The organism is Pseudomonas sp. PSKL.D1 (genome assembly GCF_028898945.1).
In the GTDB taxonomy this organism is placed as follows: domain Bacteria; phylum Pseudomonadota; class Gammaproteobacteria; order Pseudomonadales; family Pseudomonadaceae; genus Aquipseudomonas.
In genome coordinates this window covers 395,389-409,414 of sequence record NZ_CP118607.1, presented here as the reverse complement: position 1 = coordinate 409,414, position 14,026 = coordinate 395,389, and the positions used below count along the sequence as shown (strand labels likewise).

Sequence of the window (14,026 nt, the reverse complement as noted above, 5' to 3'; positions counted from 1 at the left end):
CCATGCAAACCCGCGAAGAAATCTACACCCTCCTCAGCGACGCCCTGGTCGAGCTGTTCGAACTGGATCCCGCCGACATCAGCCTGCAATCCAACCTGTATCAAGACCTGGAAATCGACAGCATCGACGCCATCGACCTGCTTGACCACATCAAGCGGCAAACCGGTAGAAAAATCACCGCCGAGGATTTCAAGTCGGTGCGCACCGTCAATGACGTAGTCGAGGCCGTATTCCGCCTGGTCAGCCCGGCGGCATGAAGCGGCTGATCGGCCTGGGCCTGCTGCTTGCCGGCGTGATGTATCCGTTCGCCGTGTATTTTGGCCTGGCGCACGTTGCCCCCTGGCAGTTCGGCCTGTTGCTTGGTGCCCTGTGGCTGGCGCGGGCGATCGTCACACGCAGCCCCGGCAGCCAGTGGATGGCAATTGCCGCGCTTGGCTTCTGTGCGCTGCTGGGGCTGTCGGACAGCCCGGCATTGCTGCGCTGGTACCCGGTGCTGATCAACGCCTTCATGCTTGCCCTGTTCGGCACCAGCCTGCTGCGCGGCATGCCCATGGCCGAACGCCTGGCTCGCTTGCGTGAGCCGCATTTGCCCGCCAGAGCGGTGCGCTATACGCGCCGGGTAACCCAGGTGTGGTGCGTGTTCTTCCTTGTGAACGGCCTGATCGCCACCGCCTTGACCCTGTGGGCACCGCTGAGCTGGTGGACCCTCTACAACGGGCTGCTCGCCTATATCGCCATGGGCCTGCTGTTCGCCGTCGAATGGCGAGTACGGCAACGTGTTCGAGGCCGCCCATGAACTGGATCGCCCTTGAGCAACTGCTTTGGCCACACCCAACGCCACGTCTTGTAACTGAAACGCCGAGCCTGGACCATGCACAGCTGTGCGACCAAGCCTTACGCCTGGCAGGCGGCCTGCAACAGCGGGGCGTGCGCTGCGTCGGCGTGTACCTGGAAGATGCTGCACTGCTTGCCATCACCCTGCTCGGGGCCTGGCGGGCGGGTGTCGAAGTATTACTGCCCGGCGACTTACAGCCAGGTACTCGCAACCGCTGGAATGATCAGGTCGAGCTGTGGATAAGTGATCAGCCCGGCGACCATCAGCCTTCAGACCTGCACGCCCACCCTCTGACGCCGGCCACTCTCGACCTGGATCAATGCCGCATCAGCCTGTGCACCTCCGGTTCCAGCGGCGAACCCAAGCGCATCGACAAACAGCTGCGCCAGTTGGCCAATGAAGTGCAGGCACTGGAACAGCTCTGGGGCCAGGCCCTGGGCGAGGCCTGGATCATTGGCAGCGTTGCCACGCAACACATCTACGGCTTGCTGTTCCGGGTACTCTGGCCACTGTGCGCCGGTCGCGGTTTCGAACGACGCCAGTTGCCCTTCCCCGAAGACCTGCAGCGCGCCAGCCGCACGTACCCGGCATTTGCCTGGGTAACCAGCCCGGCACTGCTCAAGCGTATGGGTGACAACCTTGACTGGCCCGCGCTGAGCGCTGTTCGGAAGGTGTTTTCATCTGGCGGCGAATTACCCGTTGAAGCTGCACAAGCGTTGCACCAGCGCATTGGCCAATGGCCTGTGGAAATACTCGGCAGTTCGGAAACGGGCGGTATCGCCTGGCGCGAAGGGGGCACGCTTTGGCGGCCGTTCAACGGCGTGCAGCTCAGCCAGGACGAACACGGCGCCTTGCAGATCGCTTCGCCCTATTTGCCACAAGGCCATATTGAAAAAAGCGCCGATGCCGCCGAGCTTACTGACGATGGGCGCTTTCGCTTGCTCGGGCGCCTCGATCGCATCGTGAAGCTGGAAGAGAAACGCGTCTCCCTGCCCATGCTTGAGCATGCTCTGTGCACCCATGCCTGCGTGGCCGAGGCCCGCCTCGGCGTAATTGAGCAGGGGCGTGCTTGCCTGGGCGCGCTGGTGGTGCTTTCGCCTGATGGCCTGCACCAGCTGCGTAGCCAGGGCCGCAGGCAATTGCTCGAAAACTTGCGCCAGCACCTAGGGAAGCATTGCGAGGCGTTGGCCTTACCCCGACGTTGGCGCCTGCTCCGGCAATTGCCGCTGAACACCCAGGGCAAGCTGCCACAGGCTCAGGTGGCTGCACTTTTGCTAGCTCCGCGCAGCATGGCACCAGAACTGCTGGGGCAGCAGACACAGGGCGATGAATTGTGTCTGCGGCTGGCCGTTCCACCCGATTTGGCGTGCTTCTCTGGCCACTTCCCGCAAACGCCCGTCTTGCCAGGCGTGGTGCAAGTGGACTGGGCGATGGCACTGGCCACCGAACACCTGGGGTTGAATCACCGTTTTGCCGGCCTCGAAGTGCTCAAGTTCCAGCACGTGGTACGCCCGGGCGACGAACTGGCACTGACTCTGCGTTTCGACAGTGAGCGGGGCAAGCTCTACTTCAACTACCAATGCGCAGGCCAGGTGTGCGCCAGCGGCCGCATTTTACTGGAGGCTCTGGATGCATAAGCCCTGCGCGGTGATCCCGGTTTATGATCATGAGCAGGCGGTGCCCGCCGTGGTCGCCGGCCTGCTGCGCGCCGGGCTGCCCTGTGTACTGGTGGATGACGCCAGCCACCCGCCCTGCGCCCAGGTGCTGCGCCAGCTGGCAGAACAGGATCAGGTTCATCTGGTCAGTCTGCTGGTCAATCAAGGCAAGGGCGGCGCGGTCATGGCCGGGCTGCGCGAAGCGGCTCGCCTGGGCTTCAGCCATGCACTGCAGGTGGACGCCGACGGCCAGCACGACCTCGCCAACGTTCACCGCTTCCTGGCTACGTCGCAGGCTTATCCACAAGCGCTGGTGTGTGGTTATCCACAATACGACGCCAGTGTGCCCAAAGGCCGGCTTTATGCACGCTACCTCACCCACGTGTGGGTGTGGATCAACAGCCTGTCGCTGAGCATTCCAGACTCCATGTGCGGTTTTCGCGTGTACCCGTTGCCAGCGACCCTGGCCATGATCGACAGCGTTGCGCTGGGTAAACGCATGGATTTCGACCCGGAGATCCTCGTCAGGCTTTCATGGCGCAACCAGCCGATGCACTGGCTGCCCACCCGCGTGCACTACCCACAAGACGGCCGTTCGCACTTTCGCCTGTTCCATGACAACGCGCTGATCTCCAAAATGCACGCCAAGCTGTTCTTCGGCATGCTGGTGCGCGCCCCGCTGATTCTCTGGGGCAGGTGGCGCGGATGAACGGGCAACACTGGGCCGGCCAACAGGAGCGCGGCAGTTACTGGCTGATGAAGCTGACTGCAACGCTGGTGCGCTCCCTTGGCCGCCGCGTGCTCAGCCCGCTGATCCATATGATCGTCGCCTACTTCTTCTTGTTCGGCCGCCGCGCCCGGCGCAGCGCATGGCAGTATCAGCAGCGCCTGCACCGGCATACTGGCGGGCAGACGCCAGCGCCAAGCCACTGGCAAGTGTTCCGCCAGTTCATGGCCTTTGCCGACGCCCTGCTGGACAAGCTCGATGTGTGGAATGGCCGGCTGAGCCTGGCGGACATCGACATCGACGACCCCAGCCACCTGCGCCAGCAACTGCGCGGTGCACGCGGGCAGATGCTGGTGGGCGCCCACCTGGGCAACCTGGAAGTCTGCCGGGCCCTGGCCGAACTCGGCGAGCAGGTACCCATGAACGTACTGGTACACACCCGCCATGCCGAGCGCTTCAACCGCCTGCTGGGTGAGGCCGGGGCGAGCAACCTGCGGCTGATCCAGGTCAGCGAGCTGGACCCGGCCATCATGCTGCAACTGGCCGAACGCCTGGAGCAAGGCGAATGGCTGGCAATCGCCGGCGACCGCGTGCCGCTGCATGGCACGCGCACCGTGGAGGTGGATTTCGTAGGCCATCAGGCCGCCTTGCCTCAAGGCCCGTGGTTGCTGGCAGGGCTGTTGAGCTGCCCGGTAAACCTGCTGTTCTGCCTGAAACAGCAGGGGCGTTACCGCATCACTCTGGAACCCTTTGCCGAACACATTCAATGGCGTCGTGGTCAACGTGACCAGGTGATCGCCGAGTCAGCCGCACGCTATGCCAGCCGGTTGGGCCATTATTGTGCTCAGGCCCCCTTGCAGTGGTTCAATTTCTACCCTTTCTGGAAGACCGATGACGATGCACCCGCATGAGCCTGTCACCTTCGGCGAGTCGCCGCTGGCAATCGAAGATGTCCTGGCCCTCGCCGAGCGCCGCACCCGCGTGCAGCTACAGGACGATGCCGCCTACCGCGAGCGCATCGCCCGTGGCGCGCGCTTTCTCGACACTCTGCTCGACAAGGAAGGGGTGATCTATGGCGTCACCACCGGTTACGGCGACTCCTGCGTGGTGGCTGTGCCGCTGGAGCATGTGGAAGCCCTGCCACAACACCTCTATACCTTCCACGGCTGCGGCCTGGGCAAATTGCTCGATGCGCCAGCCACCCGCGCCGTGCTGGCAGCCCGCTTGCGCTCATTGAGCCACGGCGTGTCGGGCGTGCGCCTTGAGTTGCTGGAGCGCCTGCGCGACTTCCTCGCCCACGACATCCTGCCGCTGATCCCCGAAGAGGGTTCGGTAGGTGCAAGTGGCGACCTTACCCCGTTGTCCTACGTGGCAGCCACCTTGTCGGGCGAGCGCGAGGTGATGTACCAGGGCCTGCGTCGCAGCAGCGCCGATGTGCACCGCGAGCTGGGCTGGCAGCCGCTGGTGCTGCGGCCCAAGGAAGCCCTCGCCCTCATGAACGGCACCGCCGTGATGACCGGCCTGGCCTGCCTGGCCTTCGCCCGCGCCGATTACCTGCTGCAACTGGCCACGCGCATTACCGCCCTCAATGTGATCGGCCTGCAGGGTAACCCGGAGCACTTCGACGAGCGCCTGTTCGCCGCCAAGCCCCACCCCGGCCAGACCCAGGTGGCCGCCTGGTTGCGCCAGGACCTGGCCATCGACGCCCCGCTGCCACCCCTGCATCGCCTGCAAGACCGCTATTCGCTGCGCTGCGCACCGCATGTGCTGGGCGTACTGGCCGACAGCCTGGGCTGGTTGCGCGGTTTTATCGAAACCGAACTCAACAGTGCCAACGACAACCCGATCATCGACGGCGACGCCGAGCGCGTGCTGCATGGCGGGCACTTTTACGGCGGCCACATCGCCTTTGCCATGGACAGCCTGAAAACCTTGGTAGCCAACGTTGCCGACCTGCTCGACCGCCAGCTCGCGCTGCTGGTGGACGTGCGCTACAACCATGGCCTGCCGAGCAACCTGTCTGGCGCCACGGCCGAACGGGCCATGCTTAACCACGGCTTCAAGGCCGTGCAGATCGGCGCCAGCGCCTGGACCGCCGAGGCCCTCAAACTTACCATGCCCGCCAGCGTGTTCTCGCGCTCCACCGAATGCCACAACCAGGACAAGGTGAGCATGGGCACCATCGCCGCCCGCGATGCCCTGCGCGTGCTGGAGCTGACCGAACAGGTAGCAGCCGCCAGCTTGCTGGCCGCCAACCAGGGCGTCTGGCTGCGAACCCGCGAGGCAGAAGGCCACGCCCTGCCACCGGCCCTGGCGCAGATGCACGCAGCGCTGCAACAGGACTTTGCCCCGGTCATCGAAGACCGCGCCCTCGAAAGCGACCTGCGCCTGTGCCTGCAACGCATCGCCGCGCGCCACTGGAGGCTGCATGCGTAACCCGGGCGTGTTCCATGTGGACAGCGAAATCGTCGTGCCCTTTTTCGACGTCGACAGCATGCACATCGTCTGGCACGGGCATTACGTCAAATACCTGGAAGTCGCCCGCTGCGCCTTGCTCGACCGCCTGGGCCACGACTACCGGCAAATGCAGGCCAGCGGCTACATGTGGCCGGTGATCGACCTGCAACTGCGCTACATCCGCGGCGCCATTTTCGGCCAGCGCCTGAACGTGCGCGCCAGCCTGGTGGAGTGGGAAAACCGGCTGAAAATCCACTACTTGATCAGCGATGCCGAAAGCGGCGAACGGCTGACACGCGCCAGCACCGTGCAAGTTGCAGTGCATATCGAAAGTGGCGAGATGCAACTGGCGTCGCCTCAGGTCATGCTGGATGCTGTTGCACGGGTGCTGGCATGAAACGGTATCTGGCAACGCTCCTGCTGCTGCTCGCCAGCCCCCTGGCCCTGGCCTTCAACCTTGATGACCTGCAAAAGCAGCTGAGCGAGCCTGCCGTGATCCAAGGCCCGTTCACTCAGGAGAAGCACCTTCGCGCCCTGCCCCAGCCATTGGTGAGCAATGGGCGCTTCGTACTGGCGCGCGACCATGGGCTGCTATGGCTGCTGCAAACACCTTTGCAGCAGGACTACCGCATCGACGAAAAAGGCATTGCCCGCCGGGGAGCAAGCGGCTGGCAAACCTTACCCAGCCGCAGCGCCGGGGCCGAGCAGAATCGGCTGTTCTTTGCCGTACTGCAGGGTGACAGCACAGGCCTGCAACGGGATTTTGAAGTGCAACTGACGGGCGATGCGCAACACTGGCAGCTCCAGCTCACCCCGCGCTCGATGCTGCTCAAGCAAGTGTTCCAACACATCGACATCAGCGGTGGCCGTTTTGTCGAGCGAATCGAGCTGAACGAAACCCAGGGCGACAGCACCGTGCTACGCATGCCCGAAAGCACCGGTTCAAACAAACTGAGTGATACGGAGCGCAGCGATTTTGCCGACTGAACGCCTGTTACCACGCCTGTTCACGGGCCTGCTGGTGGTCATGCTGGCAGTGGCATTCTGGCAATGGCACCGCGGCGCCCCTTTGTCCGCCGACCTGATGGCGCTGGTGCCCGGCGCCACGCAAGACCCGCTGATCAAGCGTGCGGAGCAACGCATGCAGGAGCCGCTGAACCGCGAAATGCTGGTACTGGTCGGCCACGCCGACCGCCAGCAGGCGTTGACCCTCGCCGAGCAACTGGCAGGGCAGTGGCAAGCCAGCGGCCTGTTCGAGAAGGTGCAGTGGAGCCTGCAGACCGACCTGACCGCCGTGCGCCAGCAACTGTTGCGAGGCCGGCTGGGGATGCTGTCGGAGGCAGACCGCGTTCAACTGCGCGAGCAGCCCGCTGCGTTCATCGAGCAGCGTGTGCAAACCCTGTTCGACCCCTTTGCCGGCTTCAACCTGGTAGCCAGTCAGGACGATTGGCTGGGCCTGACCGGGCGCATCCAGGCCAGCCAACCCAAGCCTGCCAATATTGAACTGGACACCGCCAGCGGTGCCTTGGTCGCCGAAGCCGAGGGCCAGTACTGGGTGTTGCTGCGCGCCAGAACCCAGGGCAACGCTTTCGACCTGAACCTGCCGTTGCAGGTCGCCGATCTGCTCGCCAGTAGCCGTATGCAAGCCGCCGCACAAGGCGGCCATCTGCTGGCCGCCAGCGGCCTGCTGCACGCCGCGGCCGGCCAGCAGCAAGCCAGCCGCGAAATCACCTGGGTGGGTGGCGGTGCCACCGTTGGCATTCTGCTGCTTTTGCTGCTGGCATTTCGCCGCTGGCGCGTATTGCTGGCATTCGTCCCGGTGCTGGTGGGCATGCTGTTCGGTTCGGTGGTGTGCGTGGCGCTATTCGGGCAGATGCATGTGATGACGCTGGTGCTGGGGTCCAGCCTGATCGGCGTGGCCGTGGATTACCCGCTGCACTACCTGTCCAAAAGCTGGAGCCTGCAACCCTGGCGCAGTTGGCCTGCATTGCGGCTGACCTTGCCGGGCCTGAGCCTGAGCCTGGCCACCAGCTGCATCGGCTACCTTGCCCTGGCGTTCACCCCCTTCCCCGCGCTCACCCAGATTGCTGCCTTTTCCGCCGCAGGCCTGGTCGGGGCGTACCTGAGCGCCGTATGCCTGTTGCCTGCCCTGTTCAACGGCCTGCAGCTACAGCCTTCACACTGGCCACTGCGGCTGGCACAAACCCTGACCAACCTGCGCGAACGGCTGTTGCGCCGAGTGCCCAGCGCCGTGCTGCTGGCCGTGGTGCTGGTGTTCTGCGCGTGCGGCTTGTGGCGGCTTACCAGCCACAACGACATCCGCCAATGGGTTGCCAGCCCGCCACAGTTGCTCGAAGAAGCACAGGCTGTTGCGCGCATCACCGGTTATCAACCCACCAGCCAGTTCTACCTGGTTCGCGGCAGCGATCAACAGCAATTGCTCGACCGCCTGCATAGACTTGCAGGCAAACTCGATGAGCTGGTCGAACTGAACAAGCTCAAGGGATACATGAGCCTTGGGCAACTGGTTGCCAGCCCGGCAGAACAGGCCCGCACACAGCAGGCACTGCACGCATTGCCCGAGCACTGGCAGCCCCTGCTGGCACTGGGCGTGCCGCAAGCGGCGCTGCAAAGTGAAGTAGAGTCGCTGCGTGCATTGGCGCCGCTAACCATCGAACAGGCGCTCGCAGGCCCGCTGGCCGAGGCCTGGCGGCCACTTTGGCTGGGCCAGGACGGTGCAGGCGTCGCCGCCATCGTCAGCCTGCAAGGCTTGGGCGATGCCGCACTGCTGCGCTTGCAGGTCGAAGACCTGGACGGCGTGCAATTGGTAGACCGGCTGGGCGAGCTGAACCAGCTGTTTGCCGCCACTCAGATCAGCGCAGCCGAACTCAAGTTGCTGTCATGTGTGCTGATTCTGGTGCTGCTGGTGCTGCCGTTCGGCCTGCGTGGCGCCCTGCGGATCGTTGCCCTGCCGCTGCTCGCCGCCCTGTGCAGCCTGGCCTGCCTGGGTTGGCTCGGCCAGCCACTGACGCTGTTCAGCCTCTTTGGCCTGCTGCTGGTCACGGCCATCAGCGTCGACTATGCCATTCTGATGCACGAGCACATCGGCAGCGCCGCTGTCAGCTTGCTGGGCACGCTGCTGGCAGCCCTCACCACTTGGTTGTCGTTCGGCCTGCTGGCGCTTTCGGCAACCCCGGCGGTAAGCAATTTCGGCCTGGCAGTCAGCCTGGGGCTTGCCTTCAGCTTCCTGCTCGCGCCCTGGGCAGCCCAACGGCCTGACGTACACGCGGAGCAATCATGAGGCACCTGATCACACTGGCCCTGTGCCTGCTGCTCGGCGCCTGCGCAGTGCGGCCGCCCCTGCCTGCACAATTACCCTCGCTGGAGCTGCCACAGCAGTTGCACGTACAGGCTGAACAGGCCGGGCAACAGCAGGACTGGTTGCTGGTGATCCAGCGTGAAGGCCAGCGCCTGCGCTGGACGCTGCTCGACCTGCTTGGCATTCCCCAAGCCCGGCAGTTGCTCGACGGGCAGCACTGGCAGGCGGACGGCCTGTTGCCGCCCAACCCGCAGGCACGCGAGCTGTTCGCCGCCGTGCTGTTTGCCATCACGCCCAGCGAGCAGTTGTTGCAGCTGTACCCCGAGGCCCGCCAGCAAGGGCAGCGCCGCTGGTTGGCTGACCGCTGGCAGGTCAGTTATCGGGCCGCCAGCGCGTTTGACTTGAACCTTGGCCAAGGCCTGAGTTATCAAGTCGACCCGATGCCCAGCGAGACAACGCCATGACTGCCTGCCTCAATGCCCTGGGCCTGGTCTGTGCCCTCGGTCGCGGCCAGGCTGAAGTAGCTGCCCGCTTGTTTGCCGGCGACTGCTCCGGCATGCAAGCGCAGGCCGGTTGGGTTGAAGGCCGATGCCCGCCGGTTGGCGCCGTGCAAGGCCCATTGCCAACAGTGCCATTGCCTGAGCAGCACAGCCGCAACAATCAGCTGCTGTATGCGGCGGCCCTGCAGATTGAGCCAGCCATCCGCGAAGCCATTGCACGCCACGGCCCGCAGCGGGTTGCCGTGGTATTGGGCAGTAGTACATCAGGCATCAACGAAGCCAGCGCCAGCATTGCCCACTACCTCAAGGCTGGCGAGTTCCCCGCGCACTATCGCTACGACCAGCAAGCACTGTGTGCACCCGCCGAGTTCCTGGCTGACTGGCTACAGCTGAGCGGCCCGGCCTACGTGATATCCACCGCGTGCACATCCAGCGCCAGAGCCTTGATAAGCGCCCGCAGGTTGCTTGACCTGGGGGTATGCGACGCTGTGCTGTGTGGCGGCGTCGACAGCCTGTGCGGCCTGACGCTTAATGGCTTCGCCGCCCTTGAAGCGATCAGCGAAAATCTGTGCAATCCGTTTTCAGCCAACCGCATGGGTATCAATATCGGGGAAGCAGCGGCCCTGTTCCTGATGAGTCGCGTGCCGAACACAACTGGCCACACGATCGCCCTGTTGGGCGCCGGCGCCAGTTCCGATGCCCATCACATTTCCGCCCCGGACCCGGCCGGCAAAGGCGCCTTGCACGCCATGGGCAAAGCCCTGGACAATGCCGGCCTGGCGCCCGGGCAGGTCGGCTACCTGAACCTGCACGGCACAGCAACGGCGCACAACGACGCCATGGAAGGCCTGGCCGTTCACAGCCTGTTCGCCAACGGCATCGCCTGCTCGTCGAGCAAACCCATGACCGGCCACGCCTTGGGTGCCGCCGGAGCGCTTGAAGCGGCATTCTGCTGGTTGGCCCTGAGCGAGCATAATCCGCTCGGCCTGTTGCCACCCCACGTCTGGGATGGGGTGGCCGACCCGCAACTGCCACCGCTCAACCTGGTGGCGCGCGACCATCGCATGCCGACGGGCCACCCGCGAAGAGTAATGAGCAATTCGTTTGCCTTCGGCGGCAACAACGTCAGCCTGATTCTCGGAGACGCCCCATGATTACGTGGCCACTGGCCGAGCTGCTGCCCCATGCTGGCGACATGATCCTGATCGATCACATTGACAGTTGCGACGACGAGCAGATCAACACCCGCACCACTGTACGCCCCGGCGGCCTGTTCAACCGCCCGGACGGCAGCCTGCCCGCGTGGTTCGGCATCGAGTTGATGGCACAAAGCGTGGCCGCCTTTGCCGGCTGCCGTGCACGTCGCAACGGGCAGCCGGTAGAATTGGGCTTCCTGCTCGGCACCCGCAAATACCAGTGTGATGTCGAGCACTTCCCGTCGGGCGCTGAATTGCACGTGCACGCCCAACGCTCGCTGGAAGACGACAATGGCATGGGTGTGTTCGAATGCCACCTGCACGGCCCAGGCATTCATGCCACAGCAAGGCTGAACGTTTACACCCCGCCACAACCGGCCAGCTACCTGGCCGAAGCCGGCCCTGAGGAATCTGCTCCATGACTGACACCATCCTGGTCACAGGCTCCAGCCGAGGCATCGGCAGGGCCATCGCCTTGCGCCTGGCTAAAGCCGGGTTCGACCTGGTGCTGCACTGCCGCAGCGGCCGCAGCGAGGCCGATACCGTGGCAGAAGAAATTCGTGCCTTGGGCCAGCAGGCACGGGTGCTGCAGTTTGACGTGGCCGACCGTGCAACCTGCAAGGCCATCCTCGAACAGGATGTAGAAAGCCATGGCGCCTACTACGGCGTGGTATGCAACGCCGGCCTGACCCGCGACGGCGCCTTCCCGGGGCTGAGCGAAGACGATTGGGACCAGGTGATGCGGACCAACCTCGATGGTTTCTTCAATGTGCTGCAACCCTTGACCATGCCGATGATCCGCCGCCGCGCGCCGGGGCGCATTGTCTGCATCACGTCGGTTTCCGGCCTGATCGGCAACCGTGGCCAGGTCAATTACAGCGCCTCCAAGGCTGGCCTTGTCGGCGCGGCCAAAGCGCTGGCAATCGAACTGGGCAAACGCAAGATTACGGTCAACTGCGTGGCGCCAGGGCTGATCGACACCGCCATGCTGGATGAGCATGTTCCGGTCGACGAGTTGCTCAAGATGATCCCGGCCGGGCGTATGGGCACCCCTGAAGAGGTGGCCGGGGCGGTCAACTTCCTGATGTCTGCCGAAGCGGCCTACATCACCCGCCAGGTACTGGCAGTGAACGGGGGGCTGTGCTGATGCGCCGCGTGGTCGTCACCGGCATGGCCGGCATTACTGCCCTGGGCAATGACTGGGCAACCATCGCCGGGCATTTCGCCAATCAACACAGCGGCATCCGCCGGATGCATGAGTGGGACCGTTTTGCCGAGCTCAACACCCGCCTGGCCGGCCCGGTCGATGATTTTGAAGTGCCCGCCCACTGGACGCGCAAGCAACTGCGTAGCATGGGCCGGGTGTCACGCCTGGCGGTGGCCGCCGCGGAACGTGCCCTGGCCGATGCCGGGCTGCTCGGCGACCCCAGCATCCGCGACGGGCGCATGGGCGTGGCCTGTGGCTCTTCCACTGGCAGCACCGATGAAATAAAAACCTTTGGCAACATGCTGATGAATTCGGTGGCCGATGGCCTGAATGCCAACTCCTACGTGCGGATGATGCCACACACCACGGCTGCCAATATCAGTATCTTTTTTGGCCTCACCGGCCGCCTGATCCCCACCTCCAGCGCCTGCACCAGCGGCAGTCAAGGCATCGGCTACGCCTACGAAGCCATCAAGTACGGGCGTTTGCCGATGATGCTGGCCGGCGGTGCCGAAGAGCTGTGCCCCACTGAAGCGATGGTGTTCGATGCCCTGTACGCCACAAGCCTCAAGAACGACACGCCGCACCTGACCCCAAGGCCCTACGACAAGGACCGTGACGGCCTGGTGATTGGTGAAGGGGGCGGCATGCTGGTGCTTGAAGAGCTGCAGCACGCCCTGGCACGCGGGGCGAGGATCCATGCCGAAGTCGTCGGTTTTGGCAGCAACGCCGACGGGCAACACATCACTCGCCCCGAGCAGGCCACCATGGGCCGCGCCATGGAACTTGCGCTGGAGGATGCGGCCCTGGCCCCCGAAGCCATCGGCTACGTCAACGGGCATGGCACGGCAACCGAGCAAGGCGACATTGCCGAAACACTGGCCACCAGCACCCTGTTTGGTGCACGCATGCCGATCAGCTCACAAAAGAGCTACCTCGGCCACACCTTGGGCGCCTGCGGTGCTCTGGAGTCGTGGTTCAGCATCGAAATGATGAACAGCGACCGCTACGTGCACACCCTCAATCTCGATAACGTCGACCCCCGCTGCGGCGAACTGGACTACATCACCGGTGATTTCCGGGCCATGAGCCATGAGTTCGTGATGAACAACAACTTCGCCTTCGGTGGAGTCAATACGTCACTGATCTTCCGCCGCTGGGCCTGACACCTTCGCCTGGCCGGTCACCAGCTCGGCGAAGGCCTTGGCCATCGCCGAGCCACCTTGCTCGCGCTGCACCAGCCACACCGCCGAGGTGGCACCCTCGTCCAGCAAAGTCCGGTAAACCACGTCGTCGATACGCATGCGCTGGAACGATGCGGGAAGCACCGAAACACCCAAACCGGCTGACACCAGGCCAATGATGGTCATTACCTCCCCGGCCTCCTGCGAAAAGTGCGGGCTGAACCCGGCTTGCCGCGCCAGGCTCATCAGTTGCGCATGCAGCCCGCTGCCGTAGCTACGAGGGAAGAACACAAACGGCTCGTGGGCCAATGCCGCCATGTGCACACCCTCTTCGCTGCCCTGCGCCAGCGGGTGCGAGGCATTGATCACTGCAACCAGCGGCTCGCGAAACAATTCGGTGGCCACCAACCCTTCAGGCAAAGGCATGGGCCGCATCAAGCCCACCTCGATGGACTCGTCGTATACGCCTTCGGCGACATCCCGGCTGCTCATTTCCTTCAGGTTCAGGTGCACCGCAGGGAAGCGCTGGCGGAAGGCGTGAATGGCTTTGGGGATCTTTGACGTGAATGGCGCCGAGGACGTGAAGCCTATTTTCATTTCGCCCAGCTCGCCCAATTGCGCGCGCCGTGCCACGTCCGCCGCCTTTTCGACCTGCGCCAGCACCTGGCGAGCTTCTTCCAGAAACAGCCGGCCGGCCTCACTCAGCTCAACCCGACGATTGGTACGCTCGAAAAGGCGCGCGCCCAGCTCCAGCTCCAGCGCCTGAATCTGCTGGCTAAGGGGCGGTTGTGAAATGCCCAGCTGTTGGGCCGCACGGCCAAAATGCAGCTCTTCGGCTACCGCGATGAAGTAACGCAGATGGCGCAGTTCCATGATTAACTCCAAACAAGTCGCCAAACGTCTTAAATAGGTCGAACAATATATTGGATCTAATCAATAGCCAGCT

Annotated in this window: 15 protein-coding genes; 14 read left to right on the top strand and 1 reads right to left on the bottom strand. The window is 64.0% G+C overall.

The genetic code is table 11. The features are described from left to right. Positions 1 to 2: 2 nt before the first annotated feature. Genes PVV54_RS01720 through PVV54_RS01655 form a run of 14 tightly spaced genes read left to right on the top strand, consistent with a single transcriptional unit; the run spans position 3 to position 13,062 of the window. Positions 3 to 257 (top strand): acyl carrier protein, encoded by a 255-nt coding sequence (locus PVV54_RS01720; protein WP_274908308.1) that lies wholly within the window; start codon positions 3 to 5, stop codon positions 255 to 257. Further along, positions 254 to 796 carry a COG4648 family protein gene (locus PVV54_RS01715; RefSeq protein WP_274908307.1) on the top strand — a complete coding sequence of 181 codons (543 nt, stop codon included), beginning with the start codon at positions 254 to 256 and terminating at the stop codon, positions 794 to 796. The genes PVV54_RS01720 and PVV54_RS01715 overlap by 4 nt, the downstream gene beginning before the upstream one ends. Beyond that, the gene (locus PVV54_RS01710) at positions 793 to 2,472 is read left to right on the top strand and encodes an AMP-binding protein (protein ID WP_274908306.1); all 1,680 of its coding nucleotides are present in this window, start codon (positions 793 to 795) and stop codon (positions 2,470 to 2,472) included. The genes PVV54_RS01715 and PVV54_RS01710 overlap by 4 nt, the downstream gene beginning before the upstream one ends. Beyond that, positions 2,465 to 3,199: a glycosyltransferase family 2 protein gene (locus PVV54_RS01705; RefSeq protein ID WP_274908305.1), complete on the top strand. Its 735-nt coding sequence runs from the start codon at positions 2,465 to 2,467 to the stop codon at positions 3,197 to 3,199. The genes PVV54_RS01710 and PVV54_RS01705 overlap by 8 nt, the downstream gene beginning before the upstream one ends. Further along, positions 3,196 to 4,128 carry an LpxL/LpxP family acyltransferase gene (locus PVV54_RS01700; RefSeq protein ID WP_274908304.1) on the top strand — a complete coding sequence of 311 codons (933 nt, stop codon included), beginning with the start codon at positions 3,196 to 3,198 and terminating at the stop codon, positions 4,126 to 4,128. Before PVV54_RS01705 ends, PVV54_RS01700 begins: the two co-directional genes overlap by 4 nt. Next, on the top strand, positions 4,109 to 5,653 hold the full coding sequence (locus PVV54_RS01695; RefSeq protein WP_274908303.1) for an HAL/PAL/TAL family ammonia-lyase: 1,545 nt from the start codon (positions 4,109 to 4,111) through the stop codon (positions 5,651 to 5,653). The genes PVV54_RS01700 and PVV54_RS01695 overlap by 20 nt, the downstream gene beginning before the upstream one ends. Next, positions 5,646 to 6,071 (top strand): acyl-CoA thioesterase, encoded by a 426-nt coding sequence (locus PVV54_RS01690; RefSeq protein ID WP_274908302.1) that lies wholly within the window; start codon positions 5,646 to 5,648, stop codon positions 6,069 to 6,071. The genes PVV54_RS01695 and PVV54_RS01690 overlap by 8 nt, the downstream gene beginning before the upstream one ends. Next, positions 6,068 to 6,661, top strand: a complete 594-nt coding sequence (locus tag PVV54_RS01685) for an outer membrane lipoprotein carrier protein LolA (protein ID WP_274908301.1) — start codon at positions 6,068 to 6,070, stop codon at positions 6,659 to 6,661. The genes PVV54_RS01690 and PVV54_RS01685 overlap by 4 nt, the downstream gene beginning before the upstream one ends. Continuing rightward, complete coding sequence (locus PVV54_RS01680; protein WP_274908300.1) at positions 6,651 to 8,975, top strand: MMPL family transporter; 2,325 nt, start codon at positions 6,651 to 6,653, stop codon at positions 8,973 to 8,975. Before PVV54_RS01685 ends, PVV54_RS01680 begins: the two co-directional genes overlap by 11 nt. Then, complete coding sequence (locus PVV54_RS01675) at positions 8,972 to 9,457, top strand: hypothetical protein (protein ID WP_274908299.1); 486 nt, start codon at positions 8,972 to 8,974, stop codon at positions 9,455 to 9,457. The genes PVV54_RS01680 and PVV54_RS01675 overlap by 4 nt, the downstream gene beginning before the upstream one ends. Next, a complete protein-coding gene (locus PVV54_RS01670) occupies positions 9,454 to 10,647 on the top strand; it encodes a beta-ketoacyl-[acyl-carrier-protein] synthase family protein (protein WP_274908298.1) in 1,194 nt (397 codons plus the stop codon). Before PVV54_RS01675 ends, PVV54_RS01670 begins: the two co-directional genes overlap by 4 nt. Further along, positions 10,644 to 11,111, top strand: a complete 468-nt coding sequence (locus PVV54_RS01665; protein WP_274908297.1) for a hotdog family protein — start codon at positions 10,644 to 10,646, stop codon at positions 11,109 to 11,111. The genes PVV54_RS01670 and PVV54_RS01665 overlap by 4 nt, the downstream gene beginning before the upstream one ends. After that, positions 11,108 to 11,836 carry a 3-oxoacyl-ACP reductase FabG gene (gene fabG / locus PVV54_RS01660; RefSeq protein WP_274908296.1) on the top strand — a complete coding sequence of 243 codons (729 nt, stop codon included), beginning with the start codon at positions 11,108 to 11,110 and terminating at the stop codon, positions 11,834 to 11,836. Before PVV54_RS01665 ends, fabG begins: the two co-directional genes overlap by 4 nt. Continuing rightward, positions 11,836 to 13,062 carry a beta-ketoacyl-ACP synthase gene (locus PVV54_RS01655; protein WP_274908295.1) on the top strand — a complete coding sequence of 409 codons (1,227 nt, stop codon included), beginning with the start codon at positions 11,836 to 11,838 and terminating at the stop codon, positions 13,060 to 13,062. Before fabG ends, PVV54_RS01655 begins: the two co-directional genes overlap by 1 nt. Here the strand turns inward: PVV54_RS01655 and PVV54_RS01650 are convergent. After that, on the bottom strand, positions 13,036 to 13,953 hold the full coding sequence (locus PVV54_RS01650) for a LysR family transcriptional regulator (protein WP_274908294.1): 918 nt from the start codon (positions 13,951 to 13,953) through the stop codon (positions 13,036 to 13,038). The genes PVV54_RS01655 and PVV54_RS01650 overlap by 27 nt on opposite strands. Between the last annotated feature and the right edge of the window lie 73 nt (positions 13,954 to 14,026).